Source organism: Priestia sp. TSO9, assembly GCF_021029645.1.
Taxonomy (GTDB): Bacteria; Bacillota; Bacilli; order Bacillales; family Bacillaceae_H; genus Priestia; species Priestia megaterium_E.
In genome coordinates this window covers 1-417 of sequence record NZ_JAJEKD010000039.1, presented here as the reverse complement: position 1 = coordinate 417, position 417 = coordinate 1, and the positions used below count along the sequence as shown (strand labels likewise).

Sequence of the window (417 nt, the reverse complement as noted above, 5' to 3'; positions counted from 1 at the left end):
CCAAACATCTTCCCTTAGCGCAAAAGAAGAAAAGAAAGAGCAGCTTGAAAAAGAACTAAAAAGTTTAAAGACAAAACAAACGGATTTAAAAGAAGAAATATCCAAATTGAAGGATGAGGATTACGTCACAGAGCTTGCCAGAAGGGACTTATTCATGTCTGGAGACGGAGAAATTATCTTCAATGTGGAGAAGAAGAGCAAGTAGCCTTGTTGACACTTAAATTTTTATTTAGGTATAATTAAGCAAACGATCTTTTTATAAGCCTAAGGAGGAGCACTTTTTTTATGTCGATTGAAGTTGGCAGCAAGTTGCAAGGGAAAATTACAGGTATTACAAATTTTGGAGCATTTGTTGAATTGCCTGGAGGCTCAACCGGTCTCGTTCACATCAGTGAGGTAGCTGATAACTATGTCAAA

At 36.9% G+C, this 417-nt stretch carries 1 protein-coding gene and 1 pseudogene; both read left to right on the top strand.

Annotation, left to right across the window (positions count from 1 at the left end; all coding sequences use genetic code 11):
* A pseudogene (gene divIC, locus LJC66_RS27460) lies at nt 1–205 on the top strand (cell division protein DivIC); the annotation flags it as partial.
* Nucleotides 206–285: 80 nt separating this feature from the next.
* Nucleotides 286–417, top strand: a 132-nt coding sequence (locus tag LJC66_RS27455; protein WP_230933930.1) for a S1 RNA-binding domain-containing protein, incomplete at its 3' end; no start/stop codon positions are given.